Source organism: Deltaproteobacteria bacterium, assembly GCA_021737785.1.
Classification (GTDB): domain Bacteria; phylum Desulfobacterota; class DSM-4660; order Desulfatiglandales; family Desulfatiglandaceae; genus AUK324.
The window spans coordinates 75,685-101,592 of record JAIPDI010000013.1 but is presented as its reverse complement, the minus strand read 5'-3'; the positions used below and the strand labels follow the sequence as shown (position 1 = coordinate 101,592).

Sequence of the window (25,908 nt, the reverse complement as noted above, 5' to 3'; positions counted from 1 at the left end):
TGCGGGACGGATGATTTGAAAGATATTGACATGAATGGTATAACTGTTATATTAGTTTTCTGAACATATGCGTTTCAAATTCGACAACCGAAAAAGCCGAAAGCTCAAGTCAGACCCTCGTCGTCAAGTCGATTTGGCTGAAGTCCAGGAAATTTGGTCCCATCCTCATTATGTTGACTCCCGTTGCGATGATCCGGAACAATTTCGTGCGATTGGGTGGGTGAGAGGAAGGCTTTATTCAGTCATATATGAAATCAGGGAGGACGATGACGGAGAATACTATCATCTTGTGACACTCTGGAAATCCACAAAGCAAGAGGAGAAACTCTATGAGGAATACAGCTAAGAACCCCAGAGTATCTGCCGATGACATTGCGGAAAAGGCAATGAGCGGGGAGGATATATCTCGCTTTTTTACAAACAAAGGGGAGATGAAACCAGCGATTCAGCGTGTTAATGTGGATCTTACCCTGGATATGCTAAAGGAGCTCGATACGATTGCAAGAGAATTAAATATCAGCCGCCAGGCCGTTATAAAGACATATTTGCGACAGTGCCTGGACCAACACTATTTGGCTCGTCGGCAAGCCGCAACGTAGTGGGGCATGGGCGCAGAGCGCATGGCGCAGAGCGCAAAGGGCATGGGGCAGACATCGCGGGCACGAAGATCCTCATTCACCACAATACCTTCACCAACTCCAAGGTTCGGGCCATCGGGATTCGGGGAATACCGGAGGAAGAGGCCAGGGTTTACAACAACTGGTTTGCGCAGGATCAGCCCGGGGCCGAGGTTATAAAACCTTGGCCCGTGACGCCTGAGACCAAGGTGTTTTTTTATAACAATGCGTTCGACAGACCAAATCCGGTTATTTTCAAATAGGACTTGTTCAAATACGCAAAGAATCTCTTGGACAGGATTAACGGGATCTTCAGGATGGTTTTTGGTTCTCCTTTGGCCTTCAATGGCTCCTTAATGATTTCAGCCCAAGGTTTACCCGCCGGCTTTTTGGCGGGCCATTTTCGGTAACATCGACATCGCGCACCACCTTCCTTTACCGATTTCCGCCCAAGGTTTACCCGCCGATATTTTGGCGGGCCATTTTCGGTAAAATGTTCACGCCTTTCATGGCCTCTCTCCAATACTCTCAGGATCTCTTTACCCATTTCGGCTTTGAGCCATTTTGGCTAACTTTTAGAGCAGAGCCCGGTTTACAATGTTAGATTTAAAAGACGTCTATTCGCCAAAGACCAGAATCAAGAGACTGCCGCTTTCGGAATATACAAAGCTCATCATTATGAGCGATATGCACCGAGGAGACGGCACGGGTTCGGATGATTTTGCCCACAACTCACTGGTCTACAAATGCGCCCTCGATTATTACCTGAGATGCCAGATGTCAGATGTCCGAGGTCAGAGGGAAAAGACAGAGGTCAGAGGTCTGATGTCGGAGTGAAAAGACAGATGTCGGATGTCCGATGTCGGAGGTCAGATGTAAGAGTAGGGGGGGAGTGTGAGCGAGCAGATAAAATCGGCGAAGGATCTTCGCGTGTATAAGAGAGCCTACGCCTTGTCGATGGAAATATTCGAACTGAGCAGGGCCTGGCCTGCTGAGGAGAAATATTCACTGACGGATGCTGATGGCGAAAACCCCGGTGAAATTCGCTACGCTGAGACTTCGTCCCCCGGTTAAACGAAAAAGGGAAAGGTTTAACGGGGCAAGTATTTCACAGGGCAAGCGCTGAAACCGACACTTGGTTAGACTATGCTTTAGACTGCAAATATCTGGCGGTTGCCTTCAGAACCCTGACCTCTGACATCGGACCTCGGACCTCGGACATCGGATGACCGCTTTCGGCAGGGATGGATGGCACCGACATAGCGGGCACGAAAATCCTGATCCACCAGAATACCTTTACCAACCCCATGACCGTCTGACATCACGTCCCGCTGTTTCTACACCGCATCAAGATCCAGTCACCCCCTCCATGAATTCTCCATACGCAAAGATGGACATACGCGAGAATACCCTTTTTGAAGGCCAGACGCGTTCTTCTGCGGCGCTCTCCTTTTTGCTGGCGCTCGCGGATTTCTTTCTGCTCAATGCGGCATTCTTTTCATTGAACTACTTGAAAAGGGGAACGCTTGAGCTCAGTCCCAGCTATTTCAAGCTGCTCATGGCATTCTATGGGATCTGGCTCCTGGTCTCACTGGGCACGAAGAAGTTTCGATTCAGGCCCTTGAAGGGCTACCGGCATACCATGTGGGCCATCTCAAAGGCCGGGCTGTACCTGGCCTATTTCATGGCCCTGATGGTGGTGCTGATGGGGCTGTACGCCTTTTCGAGGGCCCATGTTTTCGGGACCTGCCTGATCTTGATCGTGTCTGAATGGGTCTTCTTTTCTTTGTTTTATAAATGGTATGTGCAATCCAGGATCGGTCCTTCTACACAGGGGACGCATTCGGGGAAAAATACCGGCGCCTTTCGGCTTCCTCTTGCAGCCGCTGATTTTGTCCTGGTGGGGATCTCCTTCTTTGTGGTCAACTATATCAAAAGGGACGGCCTTCACCTCCTTCCCGATTATGAAAAACTCCTCCTGTTGATCTACGCCCTCTGGTTCGTTGTGTCTATGGTGACGCGCAAGTTTGAGCAGAGGAACTACCTCAATTTTTATCACGCTCTGTGGCCATGGATGAAAGCGGCCGCATTGCTCTTCTTTAGCCTGGCCTCGGTTGTTTTTCTCTTCAGGCTCACCGAATTTTCCAGGACCCAGGTCTTTGGTCCGGTCATCCTTCTGGTTGTTCTCGAGGGAGTGCTCTGCGCGGTTTATTGCAGGATGGGAAAAGGAGACCGGGACGACAGGGACCCGGCCGAGGTCCTGTTTCCCCAGGGCGACTCGAGCGTTTCGCCTGCAGAAAAGGCGATGCTTGCTTCCTCTGTCCTGGTTCAGGAAGAACTTCCCTTCGTCGTGGACTTCGACAAGATACGCGCTGCCCTCATGTCCCCGGTGAGAGAACGCCTTAGGGACCGGGCCCTCAGGGATGATCCGGCCGTGTTTGAATTTCTGGATCAAATCCTGGATCTCTCGCAAATCATCCAGGCGGAAATGGTCCTGCGGAACAGCGTGGAGATCCTCCACCTGGATGCCATGGACGCGCGGCCGGTGAGACTTTTCATCAATCTCCACGAGGTGAACGATATTCGCAACATCAACCGGTATTTTCTGGAGGCCCATAACATGCTGGCGGCCGGGGGTCACTTTGTGGGGAAGGTCCACACCATCCAGACCCACCGGGAGTGGATGTTCCAGAAATATCCGCGAATCATGGCCCATGGTATCTATGCAGTGGATTTTCTGATTCACAGGGTGATCCCCAAGCTTCCCCGGGTTAAAAAGGTCTACTTTTTCTTGACCAAAGGAAGGTCCCGCCGGATCTCCAGGTCCGAGATTCTGGGCCGGCTTTCCTTCTGCGGGTTTCACATCGTGGCGGAAAGGGAGATCGGTCATCGTCTCTACTTTGTCGGCCGGAAGCTGCTGACCCCATCGTTGAACACGGATCCTACCTACGGGCCGTTCGTGTCGCTGAAGCGCGTGGGCACCAGAGGGGAGGTGCTGTCCATTTATAAGTTCAGGACCATGCACCCCTATTCCGAGTTCCTGCAGGATTACGTGTATCGCATCCAGGGCCTTAAGAAGGGGGGGAAACTGGACAATGATTTTCGAATAACCCCTTGGGGAAAGGTGATGCGGAGGCTGTGGCTGGATGAACTCCCCATGCTGTACAACTGGCTCAAAGGGGACTTGCAGTTGTTCGGGGTCAGGCCCTTGAGCTACCATTACCTGAGCCTCTACCCTAAGGAGATCCGGGCCTTGAGAATGCATGTGAAGCCGGGGCTGGTGCCCCCCTTTTATGCGGACATGCCTGAGACCTTTGAAGAGATCTGCGCGTCGGAGAAACGCTACGTGGAGGCGTACTTGAGAAGGCCGGCAAGGACGCAGGTGAGCTACTTTGGGCGGGCGGTGTGGAATATTGTGGTGAAGGGGGCGAGGAGCAGGTGAGTGGGGGATGAATGGATGAACGGATGACTTTTTGGGGAAAGGAGCAACAATGTCTAAAGGAACCGGCATTGCGGTGATCGGGTCCGGGTACTGGGGAAAGAACCTGGTGCGGAATTATTGGGAGTTGGGGAAGCTGCGGTTGATATGCGATAAGAACGAGGAGGTCCTGGCAGGATTTCAAGCCCAGTATGAAGGTGTGGAAGTGTGCCTGGCCTTTCATGAGGTCCTGGGGAGGGGGGATGTCGATGGGGTGGTCTTTGCAACGCCGGCCGAGACCCACTACCGGCTGGCCCGGGAGGCCGTGCTGGCAGGGAAGCATGTGTATGTGGAAAAGCCGCTGGTGCTGAACGAAGAGGAGGGCCACGAACTGATTCGGCTGGCAGAAGAGCACCGGCGCACCCTCATGGTTGGCCACCTGCTCCAGTACCATCCGGTCTTTGAATGCCTGAAGGACCTTGCGAAAAATGGGGACCTGGGGCGGATCAACTATATATATTCCCATCGGTTGAACCTGGGGAAGATCCGGCGGGAGGAGAATATCCTCTGGTCGTTTGCGCCCCACGATATTTCCATGATCCTGGGCCTGGCGGGAGAGGAGCCGGAAGCAGTCATGGCCACAGGGGGCAACTACCTGCACAAGAGGATCGCGGATGTCACCACCACACACCTGGAATTCCCTTCCGGACTCCGCGCCCATATCTTTGTATCCTGGCTTCACCCCTTCAAGGTCCAGCAACTGGTGGTCGTGGGCGACAAAAAGATGGCGGTCTTTGACGATACCCGGGCCTGGGAAGACAAGCTCCTGTTGTACCCTCATGAGATCCGGTGGCAGCAGAATATGCCCGTTCCGGTCAAAGGGGACCCTGATCGCGTCGAGATCCCGAAGGCCGAGCCGTTGCGACGGGAGTGCGAGCATTTTCTGGCGTGTATAAAAAATGGGTGCCAGCCCAGTACGGATGGCGCAGAAGGCCTTCGGGTGCTGCGGGTGCTGAATGCCGCGCAGCGGTCGCTGGATGGGGAAGGGGAAAGGATAGAGGTCGGAGGTCGGAAGACGGAGATCAGAGGAGTGGAATCCGCCTCCAACATCATACCTCCAACTGTGCCTGCCGGCGCATTTGTACATCCAACGGCAATTATTGACGATGGGTGTGAGATAGGCAACGGAACCAAGATCTGGCATTTTTCGCATGTGCTGGGAAATTGCAGGATTGGGGAGGGGTGCAATATCGGGCAGAATGTGGTGATCGGGCCGGATGTGGGGATCGGGAAGGGATGCAAGATCCAGAACAATGTGAGCGTCTATAAGGGCGTGACCCTGGAGGATGGGGTGTTTTGCGGGCCCAGCATGGTGTTTACCAATATCTACAATCCGAGGGCCGAGATCCGGAAGATGGATCAGGTGCGGCCCACCCTGGTAAGGCATGGGGCGACCCTGGGGGCCAACTGCACGGTGGTGTGCGGGACGACCGTTGGTGAGTACGGCTTTGTGGGCGCCGGGGCCGTAGTGACCCGGAATGTGCCGGATCACGCCCTGATGCTGGGAAATCCGGCAAGAAGGGTCGGATGGATGTGCCGGTGCGGGGAACGGCTGGCGGACGATCTCGAATGCCTGACCTGCGGAAAGGCATACACAAAAGACGAAGAAGGGCTAAAACAAATCATTAGACAGGATCAACAGGATTAACCGGATATGGCTTTCTCGCGAAGCGATTTGCCATGTTGAATTTCTTCTGGAAATTCAACATTCAAACAAAAACATCCTGAAAATCCCGTAAATCTTGTCTAAACAAACTTTCTTGCCTTTTGCCTTTCTGTAAAAACTGATCCTTTCATTTCTTTGTTATCTTCTGTAAAAATGACGCGGTTGCGCGAGAATTCTAATGCCTGGTGCGGACGGGGGCTGTTGGTTTGTTGTGTGTTGATCGCCATTGTCGCGGTCATTCCCTACGGCCGCGACGCCCGGACAGTCGTGGTGTTTTCCATGGGGCTTGACAAGATTGTCCATTTCCTGGGCTTTGCATTTATGGCCGTGCTGGCGATCGGCGCGGGTAAAGGCCTCCCCCTGTGGAAAAGGGCGTCGCTGGTGTTGCTGGTGCTTGTCTTTGGCGCGGCCGTTGAGTGGTTTCAGTATTATCTCCCCTATCGAACGTTCAATCCTCTGGATATTGTTGCGAACACATTCGGTGTACTCTCCGGGGTCGCGGCGGGAATCATGGCCTTACAGACCGGAAGGCGCAGGGCGCAGAGCGCTTAGGGATGGAAAAATGGAGAAAGCCGCTTATATCATCTACCTGATCATCCTCCTCCTGTGCATCCTCATGTTCGGTGCGGTGCACACGTATATGTACACCCTCATGTCGCTGGGGGTCCTGACGGCAGCGACCCTCCTTCTTTTAAAGGGCATTCGAAAGGACTACCAGAGCAATGAGTACCGATTGCGGCTGCCTCGAAACAGCCTGCATGTGGGGTTTGTTGCGCTGCTGACGTTCCTTATTTTCCAAACCCTGCCAATGCCCGATCCGGTCCTAACGCTTTTATCCCCTGAGGCGGCGGTCGTGGCCCGGAAATCGCTGCCGACCGCGGAAACCCTGGCAGACGGCCTGGTGAACGGCACCTGGTTTTCCCTGGCGCCCTACGTGTATCCGGTTCGAATGAGCATTGTCCGGTTTGTGGTGTACGGGTTCTTTTTCTTCGGGCTTTTCCAGACCCTTCAATCGCGCCGGCGGATCAATGTGGCGGTGTCGCTTCTCCTGGCAATGGGGTGTTTCGAGGCCTTATACGCGTTGATGGAAACCTATTCCGGATCGCACCATGTGTTGTGGTACCGAATGGATTATGCCAAAGAGCGCCTCAAAGGCACTTACATCAACGGCAATCACTTTGCCGGGTTCATGGCCATGGGGGTGATTCTCGCGGCTGCCTTTGCGGGGGCCCTTGCGCCGATGAAGCGCCCCAACCAGGGGAACACCGAGAAGAAGCAACGTCCCGCTTCGAGATTCGCTTCCTTTCTGGAAGGCCAGGAGTCTCTATCCAAAAGGATTCTGGTGGGGTTTGCCGGGGTGGTTATGGGGATCGGGTTGATCTTTTCAGCGTCCCGGGGCGCCATCATCAGCTGGGCCGGGGCCATGTTCTTGATGGGCGTGCTGTTCGTTGTCAGAAAGTCATATCGACAAAAAGGCATTATATTCATCGGCCTTTTTGTTCTGATTTGCGCATATGCGATTGAGATCGGCGTTGATTATCCCCTGGAACGGTTCATGCAGATTGAATCAGGGATCGAAAGCCGATCGCGATATGCCGCCAAAACCATGGATCTTTTTGAGGACTTTAAGGCGGTGGGCGCGGGTGTGGGCAATTTCCCGTATGCGTTCCCCAAATATCAGTCGGCAAAGGATAAGAAGAAGTTCTACCGGTATGCCCACAATGACTGGGCCCAGTATCTGGCTGAGGCAGGGATCGCAGGGCTCGGTCTTCTCCTGGTTGGTTTGGGGGTATATGTGTTTAAGACCCTCAGCCTCTGGAAACAAAGAAAGGACCCCTATGCAGTCTCCCTTGGGGTTGTCCCGGTCGCCGTCATTGCCTATATGGCCATCCATTCGTATTCCGAGTTCAATTTGCATACCCCGGCGAACGCACTCATCCTGGCGGCCATCATGGCCATCGGGTATGCGGCCCTGCATCTGGAGCGGCACCACCGACGGGACCGGATGAGTTACACGTATTACGATCTGCCGCTCAGATACCGGGGCGGGGTGGCGCTGGTTGCCATCTTGGGACTGATCGGGTGGTCCGGGTGGTGGAGCATCCGGCATTTTGCGGCCGAGGCCTACTGCAATACCGTGCCCAACAGCACGCTCAACCGGGACCGGCATCCGCCGGTGGCGGAGGTGGTGAAGGCGATCGAGTGGGACGGGGGGAATGCGGAGTACTGGTACAAACTGGGGGAAGCGATAGAAGCTCAAAGCGGGGAGGGGAGGGAAGCTCAAAGCGGGGAGGGGAGGGAAGCTCAAAGCTCAAAGCTGAAAGGGGGAAGGGAAGATGCGGGGGTAGAAGCGTTAAGCTCAATGCTCAAAGCCAAAAGCAAAGCGGGCAAAGGAGCAGGGGAAAATGGTTCCGAGTTCCGAGTTCCGAGTTCCGCGCTCCGACTTCTGACCCTGGAGCGGGCTGTCAGGTTGAATCCCTTTGAGGCGCAGTATCACCTCCAGCTGGGATGGGCCTATGCGCATCAGTGGCAGGAGGCGGATTACCATGCAAAGTGGCTGCCGGCCGCGGATATCAGCATGGAACGGGCCGCCTATTTTGCCGGTGTCAAGAACCCGCGGCTCCATGTGGAGCTGGGGAATTACTGGGTCATGCGGTCCAAGTCGGTGTATCCCAGCGATCCGCTGCATCATGAGGCATGGGCCAAGGCAGTGTGGCATTATCGCAAGGCCCAGGGCATAGAGGGCCCGGGGAGCAAAGCGGCAAAAGAGATGCGCAAGGAGATTCGGGGGTATGTATGGAATGTTTATCCGGATGAAGAATTCGTGGCCCGGACCATGGCGGAAGGGATGAGGTGAAAGGTGAGGGGGGGAGGGAGAAGCTGAAAGCTCAAAGATAGAAGCTCAAAGGGGAAAGGTGAAAGCTTAAAGATAGAAGCTCAAAGCTCAAAGGTGAAAGGGGAAGAAGTTATCGGTTATCGGTGAATAGAGCTCAAAGCTGAAAGCTGAAAGCTCAAAGATAGAAGCTCAAAGGTGAAAGCTTAAAGGTGAAAGCTTAAAGATAGAAGCTCAAAGATAGAAGCTCAAAGGTGAAAGCTGAAAGGTGAAAGGGGAAGAAGTTATCAGTTATCGGTTATCGGGGAAGCGCCATGCTCCCTGCTCCGTGCTCCATGCTCCATGCTTAATGAGGCGCAAAGATCAGTGCGGTTTTTGATGCCTTTGGGTTTGGTCTTGGTTGTTTGCCTGTGGGGGTGTCATCTGGACCCCAGGAAAGGCTATCCCGGCCCGGAACGGTCCAGGGAATCGCTCGCCCTTGTCCTGCAAACGGAGAATCCGAAGTACTGTCCCATTTACATCCTTATGGACCGCGACGGCGAACCAGAGGAGATACGTGTCGATGATCTGGGGATCGCTCTTTTGCCGGGTACCTATCGTTTCAAGGCCAAGCTGTATCACTCCCGTCTTCGGTCCACCCCGCGAATAGGGATAATGCCTGTGGAACCGGGAAAATCCGATTTTCCCGTGCAGCAGTCGGTTCTCCACTGGGAAAGGTCGGACGAACCCTACAAAGAGACGGATGAGGTGGAATTGACCGTTAAGGCCGGATTCAGATACGGTCTGTGGTGTTCGGATGATGAGGAGGTCCGGATGAAGGTCCTGGGGCCTTATTCTCTTATCAAACCGCTTGACAGGGTTGTGCCGGTCGTATATGGGATTGGCTGAATCTGCAAAAAAAACAATTCCATATGGCCGGGAAACACTCCGGACACGGTTTCCCGGGACCTGGAGGTAGATGATGAAGAAGATAGTCCTTTTTGCGGTTTTCGCATGTCTGGCACCCTTGCTCATCCTTTGTCCCTGTGAGGCGAAGCGGGATACCCTGGTGGTGTCCATAGGGACCCAGCCGATGACATGCTTCAACCCGGCATACACCTCCAGCCGCCAGATCCTGGTCCTCTATCATAACTGGGGGGACACGCTTCTTTACAGGGACCCGGCCCGGCAAGAGGTCGTCCCCTGTCTCGCGGAATCATTTGAATGGGTGGGTCCCAATCTCATTGAATTCATCCTCCGAAAAGGGGTCCGGTTCCATAACGGGGAAGCATTCGAGGCAAAGGCCGTACGCTTTTCCCTGGAGCTTCTCAAAGGACCCGGTTCATTGGTCTCCGATCTGTTTGCCGGTTTTGAAGAGGTTGCCGTCCTGGATGCGCATACCGTCCGAATCAAAACCGCCACCACCAATCCCGCTGCGCTGGAGGTGATCGCCAATATCCTCTTCATCTATCCCCCTGAGTATTATCAAAGGGTGGGAAAGGAGGGGTTCGATCGCCATCCCATCGGGACCGGACCCTATCGGTTTGTCTCCTGTGAAACACCCTCGGAAGCCGTCTTCAGTGCCAATCCCGAATATTTCGGCGGCCCCAAGGGGAAGGCCCTGATCCCTCATCTCAAGGTCGTGAGCACCCAGGATGAGATACTCCAGATGGAGGCGCTGATATCGGGCCGGGCCGATCTCCTCAGGTCCACCAGCCTGTATCAGAAGCAGATCCCCTTTGTGAAAAAGAACCCCGGCCTCAAGGTCATGCGAACCGGGATTCTCCGGACGTATTTTCTGAGCATGGATGCCGTCGGCCGCAGCGGGGTGGAATTCTTCAAGGACAAACGGGTGCGCATGGCCGTCAACCATGCGATCAATAAAGAGCGTCTCGTAAAACAGGGCTTTAACGGGTATGCGGACACTTCCGACACCATCACCAGCCCGCTTCACTTCGGTCACGAACCGGATGTGGTACGCTACTGGTATGACCCGGCCAGGGCCAGGAGGCTTCTGTCCGAAGCGGGGTATGCCGACGGCTTCAGCGTGGATTTTTTTGCCGGGGTCAACGAAAGCGCGGCGGAGTTCATTGTCCGGGACTTGAAGGCCGTGGGGATCACGGCCCGTCTTCACTGGATGGCCAGCGGATGGGAGCGCTTTTATAAAGAATTCCTCGAGGGGAGGTACCCCCTCTCCTTTATGACCTGGGGGAGTTATTCCATCTGTGATGCCGGGGCCATACTGAATCCGTTCTTTGTCACGGGCGTTCCGGGGTGTTACGGCACCACGCCCGAAATCAGCGGCATGATCGCGGCGGCCGGCCTCACAACAGACCGTAAACAACGGCAGGCGCTCTTTTCCATAACCCAGAAGAGGATCGCGGCCGAGGCTTTCTGCGTTCCCCTCTGCAGGGCACAGGCCATTTCAGTGATGAACAAAGACCTCAACTTCACTCCCTCTTATGATGAAATCGATCGGTATTTTACTGCATCTTGGGACTGAGATTCGCCCGTGATCCGAATGCTCCAAATTAGGGTGCGCCTCTTTTTTATAACGGCGGTTCTCTGCCTGTCTTGGGCATTTGCCGCCCCGCCGGCTGCAGCCGAAGAAGATCAAGACCGGCTGAAAGCCCTCTATCTCTACAATTTCCTCCTCTTTGTGGATTGGCCCGACCATCCGTTTACCGACAGAGAGACCCTCCGGATCGCGGTCATCGGCGACGACACCCTGTATGAATTCATGAGGCTCTTGAGCGGCAAATCCATACAGGGGAGGGAACTGGTGGTGGAACGTTTCGAGACGATGGAAGACCTCCCTTTGCCATGCCATGTTATTTTTATCGGAGAGGCAAAAAGGGGTCTGGCGCCCGGGATTATCCAGAGGGTCAAAGGGGCGCCTGTCTTGACAGTGAGTGATATGACCGGATTTACAGACATGGGAGGGATGGTCTATTTCAAGCAACTGGGATGCCCCAAAAATCTGATCGAATGCCCCAAGCGCTTTGACATCCTTCTTGGGGCGGTTAAAGATGCAGATCTCAGTATTCGCTCCAGGCTCCTGAGGCTTTCGGATATCGTGAAATGATGAGACGCCCGTCCGGCGAATGCCGGACAATGGATGGTCTTCACCTTTGAGCCGATTACCCGGTTTTCTTTTGCAACTGTACGCGGCTTATGGTTTTTTTGGGATTGGGCGGGTAAACCGGCACAACAGCGCACCCTGCAAATCCGGGGAACCCGAACGCCCAGGCGCACTTGATTCACCCACAATCCGGGATCCATGCCCATGAAACGTTTCAATGATTTTTCCATTCGGAAAAAACTCCTGTTGATCATCATGTCCATCAACGTCCTGGCCCTCATCCTGGCCTTTACCGGGTTCGTGGTGTATGACGCGATGATATTCCGAGATCAGGCCAGGCGCGATCTGTCGGTGTTGGCAGACATGATCGGGCACAACTGCGCAGCCGCATTGTTATTTGAGGACCGGGCCGATATCACGGGCGTCCTGGCTGCCCTGAAGGCGGACGACTCCATCGAAGGGGCCTGGGTGTTTGCTGCCACAGGCAGGGCGTTGGCAGGCTATTCCCGGAGCGGAACCGGAAAATTGACGCCGCCGCCCCTGCCCCGGTCGGACGGCTGCTGGTTTCATGAGGGGGGGCTTTTCTGCTTCCGGCCGATTTTCATGGAGGGCGCCTCCGTCGGCACGGTGTTAGTCCACTCCAACCTCAGGTCGACCCGTGTTGTTTTGAATAAGCACCTGGGCATTATCGGCGCAGTCCTTCTGATATCTTTTGTCTGCGTTCTCCTGGTTTCTTCAAGACTCCAGGGGCTCATCTCGGGCCCTCTGATCCGGTTGGCCGATCTGGCCCGAACAGTTTCAAGGGATAAAGATTATTCCGTTAGAGGGATAAAGGAAGGAAATGACGAGTCCGGGCAACTGGTGGAGGCCTTCAATGATATGCTCGAGCAGATTGCGCAGCAAAACAAAAGCCTCACCATCGCCCGGCAGGAGGCGGAACTGTCGGCCCAAAAGGCAACCCGGAGTGCGGATGAAATGAAGAACATCAACCTGGAATTGGAGGAGGAGGTCCGTACCAGGAGGAAGGCCCAGGCGGAACTGAAAACATACCAGCATGAATTGGAGAACATGGTTCAGGCGCGTACAGCACAGCTGACCCTGGCAAACGAACAGCTCAGCCATGAGATTGCCGAGCGCAGGGAGGCCGAGGCAAGGATACGGGCGGCGCTCAAGGAAAAAAGCATCCTGCTGGGCGAGATCCACCATCGGGTTCGGAACAATCTCCAGACCGTTTCCAGTCTGTTGAATCTGTCCCGCCGAAGGACCCTCAGTCCTGAGGCATGCCAGGTGCTGGAATCGGCCAGATCCAGGATCCTGACCATGTCCCTCATCCACAGCCAGCTGTATCGCAGCAAGAATTTCAATCGGGTGGATATGGCGAGGCATATCTACAAACTGTGGGCGAGCATCCATCAGGTCTATGAGTACATGAAAGACGGGATGGTCCCAGTTATCAATTGCCGGGGGGTGAATCTCACGGTAACCCAGGCCATCCCCTGTGCTCTGGTGCTCAATGAGGCCATCACCAATGTGTTTAAACATGCCTATGAGGATGGAAAGGCCGGTCCCTGCCATATCACCATGAAACAATCCCCGGACAACCGGATCGTGATGCGGATCAGGGATGAAGGCCGGGGGATACCGGAAACCGTTGACATCAAAAGGTCTGAGACCCTCGGGTTCAAGCTCATGAGAAATCTTGTCCAACATCAGTTGGGAGGGACATTCCGTGTTGAGTACAACAACGGGACGGATATTCTCATTGAATTCGTCCTTCTGCCGGACGCGCCCGGTCACCCGGCATCCGGAGAGGACGAAGGGCCGGTTGAACACAGGAGAGAGAAGCCATGATAAGAATTCTGATCGTCGATGATGAATGGCTTGCCCGGATCGAAATCCAAGAGATGCTCACCGGACCGGAATATGAGGTGGTCGGCCAGGCCGAATCCGGCCTGGAGGCCGTGGACATGGCCCGAGAGTTGAACCCGGATATCATCCTCATGGATGTGGCGATGCCCGGTGAGATGAACGGCATCGCCGCGGCCGCAAAGATCACGGCCGAAGGGAGTATCCCCATCGTCTTCATATCCGGCTACGGCGATCCTGAAACCATGGAAGCGGCGAAGCAGTTCGAACCTTACCACTATATCATGAAGCCCTTTGATGAGAGAGAACTGAAGGCATTTATGGAAATGGTCCTCAACAGGGGGCAGGGAGCAGGGAGCATGGAGCAGGGAGACAGCGCTTCCCCCGTTAACTGATAACCGATAACTGATACTTTCACCTTTGAGCTTTCAGCTTTGAGCTTTCCAGCTTTCACCTTTCAGCTTTGAGCTTTCCAGCTTCTTCCCCCCCGGCCCTGAATCCGGTTCTTCCGGATTCAGGGCCTTTTTTTTCCGAAGAAACGAACCACCGCCACGTAGAAGAGGGGGATGAAAAAGATCGCCAGGAAGGTGGAGGTCACCATTCCCCCCAGAACACCGGTGCCGATGGCGGTCTGGGCCCCTGCGCCGGCCCCGGTGGCCAGGGTGAGGGGGAGGACCCCGAAACCGAAGGCCAGGGAGGTCATGACAATGGGCCGCAGCCTCAGCTTCGCGCCCTCCAGGGTAGCCTCCACCAGCCCCGTGCCTTCCTTTACCTTGGCCATGGCAAACTGAACGATCAGGATGGCGTTCTTGGTGGTGAGACCCAGCACGGTGAGGAGCCCGATCTGAAAATAGACATCATTGGGGAATCCCCGCAGCATGGAGGCGGCCACCCCGCCGATAACCCCCAGGGGGAGGGCCAGCATCACGGAGATGGGGACGGTCCAGCTTTCGTAGAGGGCCGCCAGACAGAGGAAGATCACGATCATGGAAAAGGCGTAGAGGAGGCCGGTCTGACGGGTGGCCATCCGTTCCTGATAGGAGATCCCGCTCCAGTCAAAGCCGATGCCCTCGGGGAGTTTGGACACGAACCCTTCCATGGCGGCCATTGCTTCTCCGGTGCTCCGGCCCGGGGAAGCCTCGCCCAGGATGTTCATGGAGGGAAAGGCGTTAAACCGTTCCAGCCGCGGGGACCCGTAGGTCCAATGGCCCGAGGCAAAGGCGGTGAACGGGGTCATGGCCCCGGTAGTGTTGCGCACATAGAGGTGTTCCAGGTCGCTGGGGAGCATCCGGTGGGGGGCATCGGCCTGGACATAGACCCGTTTGACCCGTCCCCCCTGGATAAAGTCATTGACATAGGCCCCGCCGAAGGCCGTTGTGATGGCATTGTGAATCGAGTTGATCGGGACGCCCAGGGCACCGGCCTTTTCCCAGTCCACATCGATGCGGTATTGGGCCACATCCTCCATGCCGTTGGGGCGTACGCGGGTCATCCGGTCATCCTTGGCAGCCATTCCGAGCACCTGATTGCGGGCCTCCATCAGTTTATCATGACCCAGGCCACCGCGATCCTGCAGTTGAAAGTCGAACCCGACCGAGGTGCCCAATTCGGTAACCGCGGGCGGTGCAAAGGCAAACACCCTGGCATTGCGGATCTTTGACAACCGGGCCATGGCGCGTCCGGCCAGCGCCTTGACCTTCAGGTCGGGCCGGTCGCGCAATTCCCAGTCCTTGAGGCGGACAAACCCCAGACCGGCGTTTTGCCCGCCCCCGCCGAAACTCCTCCCGGCCAGGGTCATGACGGACATCACCGCCTCGGCCTCATCTTCCTGAAAATAGGCGCGGACCTCGTCCAGCACCGCCATGGTCTGCTCCAGGGTCGACCCCGACGGGAGCATTGCCTGGATAAACAGGATGCCCTGGTCCTCATCCGGGAGATAGGCCGTGGGCATGCGCTGGAACAGGACCACCAGCCCCGCCACGATGACCAGGTAGACCGCCAGGTAACGGATCTTGCGGCCCAGGATTCGGCGGATCATACCCTGGTATCCATCCCGGGCCTTGTTGAACATCCGGTTGAACCCCAGGAAGAACCATCTGAAGGGGGCGGAAGCGGTCCCGGCCTTTTCTCTCCGGCCGGCCGCCGGCCGGAGGAGGGAGGCGCACAGCACCGGGGTCAGGATCAGGGCCACCAGGACCGAGAGGAGCATGGCCGAGATGACGGTTACGGAAAACTGGCGGTAGATGACGCCGGTGGAACCGCCGAAAAAGGCCATGGGGCCGAACACCGCGGACAGGACCAGTCCGATGCCGACCAGGGCGCTGGTGATCTCCTCCATCGACTTGGCCGTGGCCTCCTTGGGCGACAGTCCCTCTTCGTGGATGATCCGTTCCACGTTCTCCACCACCACGATGGCGTCGTCCACCAAAAGCCCGATGGCCAGCACCATGGCGAACATGGTGAGCATGTTGATGGAATATCCGAAAAAGTCGAGCACGGCAAAGGTCCCCAGAATCACCACGGGCACGGCGATGGTCGGAATCAGGGTGGCCCGGAAGTTTCCCAGAAACAGGAACATGACCAGAAATACCAGAATGATCGCCTCAAAAAGGGTCTTGACCACCTCGTTGATGGCCACTTTTACAAAGGGGGTAGTGTCAAAGGGGTAGATGACCTTCACCCCGGGGGGAAAGTACTCGGACAACTCGACCATTTTGGTGCGAACGGCGTCGGCCGTATCCAGGGCATTGGCGCCCGCGGCCTGGCGGACCGCCAGGGCGGCGCTCGGTTTGCCGTTGAACAACCCCTCGATATCGTAGCGCTCGGTGCCCAGTTCGGTCCATCCCACGTCCCGCACGCGCACAATGGCGCCGTCGGGATTGATGCGAAGGGGGATGGCGGCGAACTCCTCCGGGGTCTTGAGGAGGTTCTGGACGATGATGGAGGCGTTCAACCGCTGCCCCTCCACTGCCGGTGCCCCGCCGAACTGACCCGCGGAGATCTCCACATTATAGGCGCGAAGGGCGGTGATGACGTCATCGATGGTGAGCTTGTAATTGGTCAGCTTGTCCGGATTCAGCCAGACCCGCATGGCATACTGGCCGCCGAAGCTCTCCACCTCGCCCACGCCCGGCACCCTTGCCAGAACCTTTTCAATGTTGGATTGGGCATAGTCTCTAAGGTCATTGCCATTCATGCTCCCGTCTTCCGAGATGAGTCCGACGATGATGAGCCAGTTGCGGGTGGATTTGCTCACCTTGACGCCCTGACGCTGGATCACGTCGGGGAGGCTGGCCATGGCGAGTTGCAGCTTGTTTTGAACCTGAGACCAGGCCAGGTCCGGATCGGTGCCCGGGGCAAAGGTCAGTTCGATTCTCCCGGCGCCCGAGCCGTCGCTGGTGGCGGTCATGTACAACAGCTTGTCGAACCCGGTCATCTTCTGTTCGATGATCTGGATCACGCTGTTTTCCACGGTCTCGGCCGAGGCCCCGGGATAAAAGGCATCGATGGCGATGGAGGGGGGGGCGATGGGCGGATACTGGGAGATGGGCATATTATGGATGGCCAGGCCGCCGGCCAGCATCATGACGATGGCGATGACCCATGCAAAGACCGGGCGATCCAGAAAGAATTTGGACAGCATCAGACCCTCCGTTACCCTGTTTTCATCCCTTTTCCGGGCCCTGTGCCGGCTGGCGGTCCGCCCTTTGGCCCGGCCTTGCCGTTGTCAAAGGGGACGACCTTCACGGTGGCGCCCGGCCGGACATTCAGCATCCCTTCCACAATCAGACGCTCACCGCCTGAAAGGCCCGATGTGACCAGCCATTGGTTATCGATGGCCCGGTCGAGGGTCAACCTGCGCTGCCGTACCTGTCCGGTCTCATCCACGATCAGGGCGATGGGTTCTCCCTTTGAATTGCGGCTCACCCCCTGCTGAGGCACCAGGATGGACTCCTCGGCAATGCCTTCCTGGACCACGGCCCGAACAAACATGCCCGGCAGGAGAACCGACCTGGGATTGGGAAAGATGGCCCTGATGATAACGGAGCCGGTGGTGGGGTCCACGGTGACGTCGCGGAACTGGAGTACCCCTTCCAACGGGTATGGCGTGCCGTCCTGGAGGACGAGGTTGACCTTTTTGTGATTCTCTCCGCTCTGTTTCAGCCGGCCCGCATCCAGGCTGTGCTTCAACCGCTGAAGTTCAGCCGCGGACTGGGCCACATCCACGTAGATCGGGTCTATCTGTTGGATGGTCGTCAGTTCCTGAGGCTGATAGGCCGTTACCAGGGCCCCATCCGTCACATTGGATCGGCCGATGCGGCCGGAGATGGGCGCTGTGATGCGGGTATAGCCCAGATTGATGCGGGCGGTTTTTACCGATGCCTTCCAATACTCGACCTCCGCTTCCGCCTGTCTGAGGGCGGCGGTCTTATCCTCATAATCCTGCTGACTGATGGCGCTCGTGGCCGCCAGCTTTCGATAGCGTTCGGCCTTTGAACGGATCGCCGGGAGATTGGCCTCGGCCTTGGCAAGGGAGGCCTTGGCATTATCCAGGGCCGCCTGAAACGGGGCCGGGTCGATCTGATAGAGCACATCGCCCGCATTGACTTCGGCCCCTTCCGTGAACAGGCGTTTCTGGATCAGACCGCTGACCTGGGGACGGATTTCCGCGATGCGAAAGGCGCTGGTGCGGCCCGGTAATTCCGTGGTGAGGAGGACAGGCCGGGTAGACACCGTCACCACCGCCACCTCGGGGGGAGGGGGCGGCACGGCCTCCTGATTGTTTCCGTTTTGGCAGCCGGATGCCCACAAGAGGGCACCCGCCAGAACCGAAAATGCCGTTGTCCGGTCCAATAGGGTCTTATTGTTCTTTTTCAGTCGCATGGAAGGCCTCGGTTGTAGAAGCTTGAAGCTCAAAGCTGAAAGCTGAAAGCTGGAAAGCTCAAAGCTCAAAGCTGAAAGCTGAAAGGAAAAAGAAGTTATCAGTTATCGGTTATCGGGTGGGGGCAATGTGCTCCCTGCTCCCTGCCCCCTGCCCCCTGCTCCCTGCTTCACTGCGCGATCAGTCCCTTGAAAAAAATATCCAGAATGGCGTCAGGGTTCTCCGGATAGGGATGACGCCCGGGCGATTCGAGCCACAGCAGGAGAAAGGCGTCCACCACACTGTCGAGGGCGAGGGCCAGATGATAGGGGGAAGCGATCTTCCGGATCCGTCTGTTCCTGATGCCGCTCTCAAAGACAGCGGCCAGTCTCTCCAAAAACGCATAGTATCGTTTCCGAAGGGCCTCATCCAGTCCTGCCCGGATATTGAAGCTCGCCCCCTTGCTCTCCGCCAGAAAGAGGCGGATAAAGGGAAGGTTGCTGCGAAACATTTGGCCTTTGATCCGGACGTAATTTCTGAGTTTTTCGACGTCGTCATCCGGCGTTTCAATCGCCTGCACCAGGGCCTCTTCAAAGTTGTCGCATTCCTCCAGGACCAGGGCCTTATAGAGGTCCTCCTTGTTCTGGAAGACCGTATAGAGAGTTCCGATGGCAAACTCGGACTTTTCGGCGATCTCGTGCATGGAGACGTTGTGGTACCCCTTTTCGGCAAACAGATCGAGTGCGGCCGCGAGCATCTCCTGACGCTGTCGCAGTTTCTCTCTTTCCCGTCTTGGAAGTCTTTGGTTGCTCATGGCGTGTCCTCCCGGGGCCCCAGGGCATCCTCATGTACATAAATGTGACGTCACATTGCAAAAAGTGAATAGCGCGTCAAAATACAAGATTGTTCACGCCCCTGTCAAGGGATATCTGCAGCCTGCGGCCGGTCAATATGCCCATCCCCGGCCAAGAATGTTTACATCCCCTTATTCCGTGTGGTAAGGTTCCGAATTTCGATTCTTTTATCCGCAATGCCGCAGGCGTCGCCCGATAACCCTCGGGAGAGGGAGGGTCTTTTAAGTCGCTTCGGCACGTGTGTTGCCGTTATTATTCCGGAGGCGTCGGGGCAGCAGTCTCAGCGTCGTGACAGGGGATCATTTATGGGATTGGAACAAAAGGGGATGGATATGACCGCGAGCAAAAGTTTCCTGGATAAGCTGGTTCAGACATGTCCCGATGGGATTATCGGCATCGATCGAAAAGGGACCGTGATGATCTTTAATTCAGCTGCTGAAACATTGACGGGTCGGACTGCTGAAGCGGTTATCGGGAAGATGCCTATTTCAACCGTATATGATGTCCCTGAAAGAGCGAAAGAAATCAAGAAGGAGATCTACGCTGAAGACCGGGGAGGGCAGGGACGGGTGGAGGGGATCGAGGTACTGGTAAAAGGCGCCGGCGGGAGAATGATCCCGATCCGTCTCTCTGCGGCATTGATCTTTGAAGATGATGTGGAGGTGGGGAGCGTCGGGTTTTTTCATGATTTGACCGACCGAAAGGAGATGGAGGAGGAACTGCGCCGGCGGTCCATTACCGACAGCCTGACGAATCTCTATAACCGGAGACAATTTCATACCGTTCTCACGGAAGAGATGGCCAGGTCCGTCCGATACGGAGGCCCGCTGAGCCTGGCCGTGTTGGACCTGGACAACTTCAAACCGTTCAATGACACCTACGGACATCAGGAGGGGGACACAATTCTTCGCCTGGTGGCTGAATGCATCGGTTCCGTGTTCCGCTCAACAGACCATGCATTCCGGCTGGGCGGAGATGAGTTCGGGGTGTTGCTGGTGGAAACCAGGCTTGTCGATGCCGGGCAGGTGATGGAGCGCTTCAGGACCCATTTTGCTGAAAAATGGCCCCAGAGAATGGCCTACCTGGGCCGGAAACTTCGGCCCGTGGCCATGAGTATCGGTGTGGCCCAAATGTCGCCGGGAGAAAAGGCGGATAAGTTACAGCTCAGGGCCGATCTGGCCATGTATGAGGCCAAGAATGCCGGCGGCGACCGGGTGGTTCTGGCATCCAAACAGATCGGGGTATGACACCCTGAGATTGTATTGTTCGATAGCTGACCCGTCCCGGGCATCGGGCCGCGTCGTCTCGGGAAAGCATTCCCAACAATAGTTACAGCCGTGCCGTTTTTTCTTAATAAAGATGGGTTCTGTCGGGCAAATTCACCGTTGATATTTCTTGCATCAGGAGGATGGCTTTTTCCCGGTTTGGGGGGGTGCGCATCCCATATCTTTTGACCGCGACATGGCTGAAAGCCGTCGATACAGAGTGGCCATACTCACCCCCAAATACGCTGCGGCCGCCCGTTTTCCTTTTGTGGAATTTCCAAATAGCCGAATCGCCTCCTCCACTAACAGACGCTCTACCTGATCGACGGTCCTCAGATTCCGGTCCTTTTCCACTTTCCTTTGTTCCCGGAGATATGAAGGGAGATCATCCAGTTCGATCAGGCCCGCGTCTCTGATATTGCACACATACTCGACAATGTTTTTGAGTTCACGAACATTTCCCGGCCATTGATAGGCAAAGAGAAAGGCTAATGCTTCAGGGCTGAAACCCTGTACGGCATGTCCTAGACGTTGATTTGTTTTGCCCAGGAAATGTTCCAGAAGCAATGGAATATCCATGAGGCGGTCCCTCAAAGGCGGGACGTGTAAGGGAATCACATTCAGCCTGAAATAAAGATCCTCCAGAAACGATTTTTCCTGAACCATTTTATTCAGATTCTTGTTGGTGGCTGCGATAATCCTGACATCGATCTTGGGGGCATTCAGCCCTCCGACCTTTTCCAGCACGCAGTTGTCCAAAAATCGCAAGATCTTGGATTGTCCATCCAGAGAGAGATAGCCGATTTCATCCAGAAAAAGAGTCCCTTTATCTGCCATCTCAAATCTGCCCATCTTGCCGTTTCTGTGCGCCCCTGTAAATGCCCCGGCTGAATAGCCGAATACCTCGCTTTCAAACAGGACGTCCGGAACCGCACTGCAGTTGATGGTGATGAACGGGTTGTATTTTCGAAGGCTCTCGTAGTGGACGAGTGACGCAACCAACTCCTTCCCGGTGCCGGTTTCGCCGGTGATCAAGACGGTGGAGGAGCTTTTTGAGATTTTTTTGACAAGATCTTTCAATTCTGAGACAGCTTCTGATCTGCCGATAAACTCCAGACCCCGTGCCGCGTTCACATAAGTTCTTTTCGGGGCATGGGCGGGGACAGGATGACGAAATACAATGATATGGCCGTCCTTGGGACAATCCGGCTTGATTGGTTTCCTACAGGCAGAGAGTTTTCGGCTTGCCCCTTTTGCGTTTTCCAATTTGCCGAATTCGGAGGCACACATGTCTATTTCCTGTCCCAAAAATTCAGAACTCCTGCCCAGAAGTTCACTCCTTTTCGCCCCCAAAAGCTTTTCCCCGAATTCGTTGATGTTGAGAATTTGACTATTCCGGTCCGTTAAGATCAGCCCTTCTTCGACGGAACTGATGATCCGGGTCATCTCATCGGAACCCAACAATCTCTCCTGATCAGACGCTTTCCCGACAAACATATCCGCCATAAGATCTGCAATCTCATCCGACAGCCTCGACAGGCAAAGCGCCTTATCTGTCATTACCCTTTTCTGGTGGTGGGTATACCCGAGAAGACCAAAGATTCCAACAACACGATCGGCATATTTGATAGGACTGGAAATCACCGAACTGTATGGACACATGGAACGTATTTCACACCTCATACATTCCCGGGTCTCCTTCGGCGCTTCTATCTCAAAACTTTCTCCATACATGATCGATTTATGGACATAGGAATCCCGAGGCCGTCTGGTTCCGACATTTTTTTTATACTGACCGGTCCCGGCCACGGCGATAAGATTTTCGTCGATAACCATAATCTCGGTACTGAGCATCGGCCGCAATACATTGCAAAAGGACTGAATGGTATTTCTTGAAAGGGAGAGCTGATTCATTTGGATCTGTTTCCCTTAGGGCTCCTGATAAAGCAGAACGGTTTGGGATTTTTGCGATGGAGAAGGATTATAACATGAATTCTCAGATTGACAACAGGTTTGATGCGACTTGCATAGGTTTCTCTCTTTATGAGAACTCATTAAGGTGTTTTCTTCGCCGCCTGGGGCGCTGCCTGTACTGGCCATGCGCGCTTTCAGAGGAAATTAGTTAACCATATTGAGGAGTTGTGTTCGCTACTCGACCCGCTCCAATACATCCGGCAAGTCATGGCATAAATCGTGCTGAGCTGTAAGAGACCAGACGTTCATTTGACCTGTAATCATCTGTGTTGATCATCTTTATGACAGTGCGGAAGTGGGCGTCGGTTATCCGTTAAGACGCAATATCCGTGACTTTTCTGAAACATAAGGAGAAATTGGTGCCTTATCAGTAAGCCGTGGGGGGGTCTCCTTCGAGGATTTGCCACGAATCATCGGAACGGCAGTAACCCTGTAACATAATCCGTTATAGCCCGAGGACAGCCATTAAACTCTTTGTCTGTAACTTCTCTGCCACGTGCGAAGAAGTTTGCCCGTGGGCGTCCAAAACGCTTCTGGGACTTGGGTGAAACCTCTTTGGTTGTGGCTGCCTGGCCGCCTTAGTTAGGACGTTTGCGCTTGCTGTCTTTCCATCATCAATATCCAGAGCTATGGGGGCGGGCATCGACCGTCACGCATCCATATTGATGCGGCTCTTATGAAGAGATTCCCACGCGCTCCCTACACCGAAGGAAGGTTCAGCACAGGAGAAAACCCGTTCCTGTAGGGCTGACATTCCTGGGGAGTTACGCAAGGTCTTTTATTGTCGCGGATGGTAAGCCGCCCTGGGAAGAATGGGCGGTTTGCTCCCAACTAAAACCCGCGCAACAGCTTTTCGTGCTTTTTTCATGGTGCTGTTTATTCGATACACAAGGGAGGTGGTATTATCGGTTGATGCTATTTTTGCCCGATCTTTCTGAATAGTCAATAGATTTTTTACCCTATTTGAGTGCAGTAAGGAGGATTTTATGCCGCATCGAGAATACTACAAACTGTTGTCGCCTGAGTTCAAATATACAAAGGCGTTTTGCACTGACGACGATATCGCCATGGCCGAAACCATCAGAAAATTCGTCAATAAGGAAATTATGCCGCACCGCCAGGACCTGGAAGGAGGGTGGCACAGAGACGAAAAGCTCGCCCTTGAAACTCAGCATGAATTGTATGCCAAACTCTGTGATTTGGGGGTGACCAAATCCAATCTTCCTGCCGCTTATGGAGGTTTGGGGCTGTCCCCAGTCGTCCGCCAGATGGTCAACGAAGAGATCTCCCGGGGAGACATCGGCCTGGGGACAATGGTTGGAAAGATTCACTGGATTGTGTCGTTTATGCTAGCGGCCAATAGAGACGATCTCTTGAAGGAGTTTGCGGACAGGATCACCGGAAAGGAGTCTTGGACAGCCTGTGTGGCGATCACCGAGCCTGCGGGAGGAGCGAATCTGGAAGATCCGGCGCAGCAATACCGGACCATTCGGACCGTCGCCAGAGAAGACGGTGATGACTATGTGATTAACGGCCATAAGATCTGGCCGGGACCTTCCGGGCCTGCTGAACATTTTCAGAGCAGGCATCTAAAAGGGCATCTGGGGTATTGGACCGTTGCCACAACCGATCCTCAGAAAGGGGAAGAAGGCGTAGGCCTTTTCTATATTCCCCCTGATGCCAAAGGCATGACCTTTTCCAACCCTTACGAGAAGATGGGATTCTGCTGGTCCGACGAAAACGTGGACATCTATTTTGACGATGTACGCATCCCCAAAAAATACCGGATAGATGTGGAACCGGGCCAGGGAGCCAATATCGTCAGGGGGTATGTTATCGGTCTGGGGAGGCTTGCCGGCGCGGCTCGTCTTGTAGGGCTTTCTCAGGCGGTGCTGGAGATTGTGTTGAATTCGACCAAGCACAGGGAAATTGTCGGCATTCCCCAACGGGATCGTTCATTGTTTGCAAATCATATCGCAGAGATGTTCAGGTATATGGATGTTGCCAGACAATACTATCTATCCGTTACATGGCAGGTGATGCACCCCGAGATATATGGCGCCCACTGGTCTCATGAGATGATCGCCAAATATTCCGCAGCACGGTCCTTTTCAGCGGACTGCGCCGGCTTTGTCTGCAACCGGGGAATGGAAATGATGGGGTCTTATGGCTATTCCTACGAGTTCAATCTGGAAAAATATATGCGGGATTACAAGATCGTGCAGATGTGGTTGGGAGGAGCGCAGAGAGATCGATTGGACATCGCCCAAGGTCTTTACGGACCGTTTACATGGGGCGGGTTTGATCAATGGGCTCAGAAGCAGGTTTTGGCCAAATAAAAAGGCGTATAACAATATGGAAGATTAGGGGGAAGCGCATGTGGAATCAAGTGAATGATCTAATGGTAGGGGCCTGCGACTTCCACATTCATGCAGGTCCTGATGTGGCGCCGCGCCAGCAGGACCTGGTAGAGGTTGCAACAGATGCATGCGAGTCAGGAATGAGGGTCTTGGCATTTAAAGACCATAATACCGCTACTGCGGACCGGGTCAATTTGGCAAAAAAATTTGTTCCGGACAGCGTGACGCTGATCGGCGGCATCGTGCTGAATTATGCGGTAGGCGGTTTTAACCCGGAGGCCGTTGAGCAGGCCCTGTTGTTGGGCGCGAAAATCGTTTGGATGCCGAGCATGGACGCATCCCTGACCATAGAAAAAGTACATGTGAGCCAGGAGACGCCATGGCTATTGCCGTTTGTTAAACTGCGACAGCCGGAAAAGGGGCTGAGCGTGCTGAATCAATGGCCTTCCGGGGACGACATCAGGTCCGAAGTCAAGGAAATATTAAAATTGATTGCGGAAAAAAATGCCATTCTGGATACCTGTCATCTTTCAGCCCATGAATGCGCACTCCTCATCGACGAGGCCTTGAACATCGGGGTCGAGAGAATCATCGTCACGCACCCTAACTGCAGCGTCAATCCGATGACCATCGACGAGCAAAAGGAACTGGCCGCAAAAGACGACCGGATATATCTGAATTATGCCTTCCTCCCCTGCATGCCGTTATTTGACCGGCAGCATCCGAAGCGCATCGCAGAGATGATGGATGCTGTGGGATTTGATCGTTGTCTGATCTTTTCGGATTTCGGGCAGATGGTCAACCCCCCTCCGGTGGAGGGATACAAGATGTTCATTGCCAGTCTCCTTGCGGTGGGTGTAGGTATTGAGGATATCAAGAAAGTCGCTTCCAGGAATCCGGGACGTCTCCTGAACCTGGATTAGACATCGGCCGAGATCTGAACATTTGGCGGCCGGGATGATACCCATGCCGCCGAACTGAAACAGATGGTCCGGATGCAAAGGAGGTGATATCGGGGTGAAATTTGAGAGGGCGGCATAGGCCGGGTATTTGGCGCGGCATATGGAATTTCG

At 54.8% G+C, this 25,908-nt stretch carries 19 protein-coding genes; 15 read left to right on the top strand and 4 right to left on the bottom strand.

The annotated features are described in order from the left end of the window. Window positions 1-329 precede the first annotated feature (329 nt). From K9N21_08665 to K9N21_08610, 12 genes are all read left to right on the top strand, one after another. Window positions 330-599, top strand: coding sequence for a ribbon-helix-helix protein, CopG family (locus K9N21_08665; GenBank protein MCF8143976.1), 270 nt, complete (start codon window positions 330-332; stop codon window positions 597-599). A 615-nt stretch (window positions 600-1,214) separates the two neighbouring features. Next, window positions 1,215-1,454 (top strand): hypothetical protein, encoded by a 240-nt coding sequence (locus K9N21_08660; protein ID MCF8143975.1) that lies wholly within the window; start codon window positions 1,215-1,217, stop codon window positions 1,452-1,454. A gap of 57 nt (window positions 1,455-1,511) precedes the next feature. Beyond that, on the top strand, window positions 1,512-1,691 hold the full coding sequence (locus K9N21_08655; protein ID MCF8143974.1) for a four helix bundle protein: 180 nt from the start codon (window positions 1,512-1,514) through the stop codon (window positions 1,689-1,691). Window positions 1,692-1,986: 295 nt separating this feature from the next. Then, on the top strand, window positions 1,987-4,059 hold the full coding sequence (locus tag K9N21_08650) for a sugar transferase (GenBank protein ID MCF8143973.1): 2,073 nt from the start codon (window positions 1,987-1,989) through the stop codon (window positions 4,057-4,059). A gap of 49 nt (window positions 4,060-4,108) precedes the next feature. Continuing rightward, the gene (locus K9N21_08645; GenBank protein MCF8143972.1) at window positions 4,109-5,743 is read left to right on the top strand and encodes a Gfo/Idh/MocA family oxidoreductase; all 1,635 of its coding nucleotides are present in this window, start codon (window positions 4,109-4,111) and stop codon (window positions 5,741-5,743) included. A 231-nt stretch (window positions 5,744-5,974) separates the two neighbouring features. After that, window positions 5,975-6,313, top strand: coding sequence for a VanZ family protein (locus K9N21_08640; GenBank protein ID MCF8143971.1), 339 nt, complete (start codon window positions 5,975-5,977; stop codon window positions 6,311-6,313). 10 nt (window positions 6,314-6,323) lie between these two features. Next, window positions 6,324-8,618 carry an O-antigen ligase family protein gene (locus K9N21_08635; protein ID MCF8143970.1) on the top strand — a complete coding sequence of 765 codons (2,295 nt, stop codon included), beginning with the start codon at window positions 6,324-6,326 and terminating at the stop codon, window positions 8,616-8,618. A gap of 354 nt (window positions 8,619-8,972) precedes the next feature. After that, complete coding sequence (locus tag K9N21_08630) at window positions 8,973-9,482, top strand: hypothetical protein (protein ID MCF8143969.1); 510 nt, start codon at window positions 8,973-8,975, stop codon at window positions 9,480-9,482. A gap of 70 nt (window positions 9,483-9,552) precedes the next feature. Then, window positions 9,553-11,076: a hypothetical protein gene (locus tag K9N21_08625; protein ID MCF8143968.1), complete on the top strand. Its 1,524-nt coding sequence runs from the start codon at window positions 9,553-9,555 to the stop codon at window positions 11,074-11,076. A gap of 18 nt (window positions 11,077-11,094) precedes the next feature. Beyond that, window positions 11,095-11,658, top strand: a complete 564-nt coding sequence (locus K9N21_08620) for a YfiR family protein (GenBank protein ID MCF8143967.1) — start codon at window positions 11,095-11,097, stop codon at window positions 11,656-11,658. Between the two features lie 201 nt (window positions 11,659-11,859). Then, window positions 11,860-13,506, top strand: coding sequence for an ATP-binding protein (locus K9N21_08615; protein ID MCF8143966.1), 1,647 nt, complete (start codon window positions 11,860-11,862; stop codon window positions 13,504-13,506). Continuing rightward, complete coding sequence (locus K9N21_08610) at window positions 13,503-13,916, top strand: response regulator (protein MCF8143965.1); 414 nt, start codon at window positions 13,503-13,505, stop codon at window positions 13,914-13,916. The genes K9N21_08615 and K9N21_08610 overlap by 4 nt, the downstream gene beginning before the upstream one ends. A 119-nt stretch (window positions 13,917-14,035) precedes the next feature. Here the strand turns inward: K9N21_08610 and K9N21_08605 are convergent, their stop codons facing one another. From K9N21_08605 to K9N21_08595, 3 genes are all read right to left on the bottom strand, one after another. Then, a complete protein-coding gene (locus tag K9N21_08605) occupies window positions 14,036-17,161 on the bottom strand; it encodes an efflux RND transporter permease subunit (GenBank protein MCF8143964.1) in 3,126 nt (1,041 codons plus the stop codon). 14 nt (window positions 17,162-17,175) lie between these two features. After that, the gene (locus K9N21_08600) at window positions 17,176-18,405 is read right to left on the bottom strand and encodes an efflux RND transporter periplasmic adaptor subunit (GenBank protein ID MCF8143963.1); all 1,230 of its coding nucleotides are present in this window, start codon (window positions 18,403-18,405) and stop codon (window positions 17,176-17,178) included. A gap of 167 nt (window positions 18,406-18,572) precedes the next feature. Further along, on the bottom strand, window positions 18,573-19,196 hold the full coding sequence (locus K9N21_08595) for a TetR/AcrR family transcriptional regulator (GenBank protein MCF8143962.1): 624 nt from the start codon (window positions 19,194-19,196) through the stop codon (window positions 18,573-18,575). A 345-nt stretch (window positions 19,197-19,541) separates the two neighbouring features. Here K9N21_08595 and K9N21_08590 point away from each other — a divergent pair, with 345 nt between their 5' ends. Then, complete coding sequence (locus K9N21_08590) at window positions 19,542-20,483, top strand: sensor domain-containing diguanylate cyclase (protein MCF8143961.1); 942 nt, start codon at window positions 19,542-19,544, stop codon at window positions 20,481-20,483. A gap of 153 nt (window positions 20,484-20,636) precedes the next feature. Here K9N21_08590 and K9N21_08585 read toward each other — a convergent pair whose 3' ends face one another. Then, complete coding sequence (locus K9N21_08585; protein MCF8143960.1) at window positions 20,637-22,415, bottom strand: sigma 54-interacting transcriptional regulator; 1,779 nt, start codon at window positions 22,413-22,415, stop codon at window positions 20,637-20,639. Window positions 22,416-23,461: 1,046 nt separating this feature from the next. On the opposite strand from K9N21_08585, the gene K9N21_08580 reads away from it, so the two are divergent. Next, entirely contained in the window at window positions 23,462-24,814 is a 1,353-nt protein-coding gene (locus K9N21_08580) for an acyl-CoA/acyl-ACP dehydrogenase (GenBank protein MCF8143959.1), read from the top strand. 38 nt (window positions 24,815-24,852) lie between these two features. Beyond that, window positions 24,853-25,758 (top strand): hypothetical protein, encoded by a 906-nt coding sequence (locus tag K9N21_08575; GenBank protein MCF8143958.1) that lies wholly within the window; start codon window positions 24,853-24,855, stop codon window positions 25,756-25,758. Window positions 25,759-25,908: the final 150 nt, after the last annotated feature.

Bases quoted from the DNA above. Each gene is read 5' to 3' on its own strand.
- K9N21_08600 (MCF8143963.1), bottom strand. From the start codon at position 18,405: ATGCGACTGAAAAAGAACAATAAGACCCTATTGGACCGGACAACGGCA.
- K9N21_08575 (MCF8143958.1), top strand. From the start codon at position 24,853: ATGTGGAATCAAGTGAATGATCTAATGGTAGGGGCCTGCGACTTCCAC.
- K9N21_08625 (MCF8143968.1), top strand. From the start codon at position 9,553: ATGATGAAGAAGATAGTCCTTTTTGCGGTTTTCGCATGTCTGGCACCC.
- K9N21_08635 (MCF8143970.1), top strand. From the start codon at position 6,324: ATGGAGAAAGCCGCTTATATCATCTACCTGATCATCCTCCTCCTGTGC.
- K9N21_08620 (MCF8143967.1), top strand. From the start codon at position 11,095: ATGCTCCAAATTAGGGTGCGCCTCTTTTTTATAACGGCGGTTCTCTGC.
- K9N21_08580 (MCF8143959.1), top strand. From the start codon at position 23,462: ATGCCGCATCGAGAATACTACAAACTGTTGTCGCCTGAGTTCAAATAT.
- K9N21_08650 (MCF8143973.1), top strand. From the start codon at position 1,987: ATGAATTCTCCATACGCAAAGATGGACATACGCGAGAATACCCTTTTT.
- K9N21_08660 (MCF8143975.1), top strand. From the start codon at position 1,215: ATGTTAGATTTAAAAGACGTCTATTCGCCAAAGACCAGAATCAAGAGA.
- K9N21_08610 (MCF8143965.1), top strand. From the start codon at position 13,503: ATGATAAGAATTCTGATCGTCGATGATGAATGGCTTGCCCGGATCGAA.
- K9N21_08630 (MCF8143969.1), top strand. From the start codon at position 8,973: ATGCCTTTGGGTTTGGTCTTGGTTGTTTGCCTGTGGGGGTGTCATCTG.
- K9N21_08585 (MCF8143960.1), bottom strand. From the start codon at position 22,415: ATGAATCAGCTCTCCCTTTCAAGAAATACCATTCAGTCCTTTTGCAAT.
- K9N21_08590 (MCF8143961.1), top strand. From the start codon at position 19,542: ATGGGATTGGAACAAAAGGGGATGGATATGACCGCGAGCAAAAGTTTC.
- K9N21_08615 (MCF8143966.1), top strand. From the start codon at position 11,860: ATGAAACGTTTCAATGATTTTTCCATTCGGAAAAAACTCCTGTTGATC.
- K9N21_08665 (MCF8143976.1), top strand. From the start codon at position 330: ATGAGGAATACAGCTAAGAACCCCAGAGTATCTGCCGATGACATTGCG.
- K9N21_08645 (MCF8143972.1), top strand. From the start codon at position 4,109: ATGTCTAAAGGAACCGGCATTGCGGTGATCGGGTCCGGGTACTGGGGA.
- K9N21_08595 (MCF8143962.1), bottom strand. From the start codon at position 19,196: ATGAGCAACCAAAGACTTCCAAGACGGGAAAGAGAGAAACTGCGACAG.